The organism is Pelotomaculum sp. FP (genome assembly GCF_004369245.1).
In the GTDB taxonomy this organism is placed as follows: Bacteria; Bacillota; Desulfotomaculia; order Desulfotomaculales; family Pelotomaculaceae; genus Pelotomaculum_C; species Pelotomaculum_C schinkii.
Map to the genome: position 1 here is coordinate 1 of NZ_QFGB01000125.1, position 1,891 is coordinate 1,891.

Genomic DNA, 1,891 nt, shown 5'->3' on the forward strand with positions numbered 1-1,891 from the left:
GCGACATCAGAATTTTCTGCAGTAAGAAGTGAAGAAAGCGGTTATCGATGGGTAGCTGAAAGTATTTGAAGGAGGTGGCTTACAAAGATGTATATGAATAACTTTGAGTATTTGGCTCCCAAGACGCCTGGGGAAGCATTTGAAGTGGTGAGTCGTCTGGGAAGCAAGGCCAGGATTCTTGCCGGTGGCACAGACCTGCTGGTATTGATGAAAGACAAAATCATAAGCCCGGAATACCTCATTGACATCAATAACATTGAAGAGTTTAAAGGCATCAAATATGAGCCGGGTAAAGGTATGGAAATCGGCGCGACCACAAAGATTGCAGAGATTCAGTATTCTGAGATAGTGAAGGAAAAATACCCCGCTCTTGCCCATGCGGCAGGAGAGCTTGGTTCATCCCAGGTGAGGCACATGGGCACAATCGGCGGCAACAGCTGTAACGCGTCTCCGTCCGGCGAGACCCCCACACCCCTGGTAGCTTACGGCGCTACGGTTGTAGTCAGCAGCGCTGCTGGTGAAAGGGAAATGCCGCTGGAAGCGTTCATCCAGGGTGTCAGAAAGATCGACCTCAAGGAAGGCGAGATCCTGACCAAGTTTAAGCTGCCGGAACCCTCTCCGAAGTTGGTAGCCAAATATGCCTATATGGGCGCCAGGGACGCCAATGAAATTGACTGTGTCAACATGGCGGTCGCCCTTGAACTGGAAGCTGACAAAAAGACTGTCAAGAGTGTAAAACTGGTCATGGGCTCGGTTTTCATCAAACCGCTGGTATCCACAGCAGTTCCCGCACTCCTGACCGGGCAGAAATTTAGCGATGAATTAGCAGCGAAAGCGGCTGAAGCGGCTCAGGGCGAAGCGAAGCCGATTACCGACATCCGGGCCTCCGAGGAATACCGGCGCGAAATCGTAGGGGTGCTGGCCCGCAGACTACTCAAAGAGGCGTTTGCCGCCGCTCAGGAGGTGTAAGTGATGAAACAACTGATAAGCTTGGATATAAATGGCCGGGTTTATGATCTGGCTGTTAGCCCCAGGGACTTGCTGGCTGATGTAATCAGGAGAAAAGTAGGACTCACCGGCACCAAGAAAGGCTGCGGGATGGGCGACTGCGGGGCCTGCACCGTACTGGTGGAAGGCAAACCCGTATTGTCCTGCATCACGCTGGCAATCACCTGCAACGGCAAGAAGATTACCACTGTAGAAGGGCTGGCCCTGCCGAACGGCGAACTGAACCCGCTTCAGGCGGCATTTGTCAACCACGGCGCGATCCAGTGCGGTTTCTGCACACCGGGCATGCTCATGTCGGCCACCGGGCTTCTGAACAGGAATCCCAAGCCCAGCGTATATGACATCAAGCACGAGATGTCCGGAAACATCTGCCGCTGCACCGGTTTTAAGAGAATTATCGAAGCCATTGAAGTAGCTTCTGAAACGGGGGTGAAGTAATGGGAGCCTGGGATCAGAGAGAAAATTATGTACGTGAAGGGAAACCTTCATATCTGGATGAGAGAAGGTTCACCCAGATAGGAAAAAGCTTTCCGCGGATAGACGGCCCGGCCAAGGCTAAAGGTGAAGCGATTTATACCGCCGACATGGTGCTGCCGGGTATGGTGTATGGGAAAATTAAGCGCTGCAAGGAATACGCGCACGCCAAAATTAAAAAGATCGACTGCAGCAAAGCGCTGGCGTTGCCGGGAGTACTGGCAGTACTCACCGGAGACGAAGCTCCCAACAAATGGGGTATCGTGCCCCAGTCGGCCAACGAGACCGCTCTGGCCGTAGATAAAGTCCGCTTTTATGGTGAAGGCGTGGCCGCTGTTGCCGCCATTGATGAAGAGACCGCCGAGGCCGCCTGCGACCTGATTGAAGTAGAATACGAGCCCCTGCCGGT

Annotated in this window: 2 protein-coding genes and 1 pseudogene; all 3 read left to right on the plus strand. The window is 53.3% G+C overall.

Annotated elements, in window-relative coordinates:
* The first annotated feature begins 87 nt into the window (after positions 1–87).
* Complete coding sequence (locus tag Psfp_RS20915) at positions 88–969, plus strand: xanthine dehydrogenase family protein subunit M (protein WP_192895573.1); 882 nt, start codon at positions 88–90, stop codon at positions 967–969.
* Between the two features lie 3 nt (positions 970–972).
* Complete coding sequence (locus tag Psfp_RS20920; RefSeq protein ID WP_134220439.1) at positions 973–1,446, plus strand: (2Fe-2S)-binding protein; 474 nt, start codon at positions 973–975, stop codon at positions 1,444–1,446.
* Positions 1,446–1,891: pseudogene (locus Psfp_RS20925) on the plus strand (carbon monoxide dehydrogenase); the annotation flags it as partial. The gene Psfp_RS20920 and the pseudogene Psfp_RS20925, both read left to right, overlap by 1 nt.

Bases quoted from the DNA above. Each gene is read 5' to 3' on its own strand.
- Psfp_RS20920 (WP_134220439.1), top strand. From the start codon at position 973: ATGAAACAACTGATAAGCTTGGATATAAATGGCCGGGTTTATGATCTG.
- Psfp_RS20915 (WP_192895573.1), top strand. From the start codon at position 88: ATGTATATGAATAACTTTGAGTATTTGGCTCCCAAGACGCCTGGGGAA.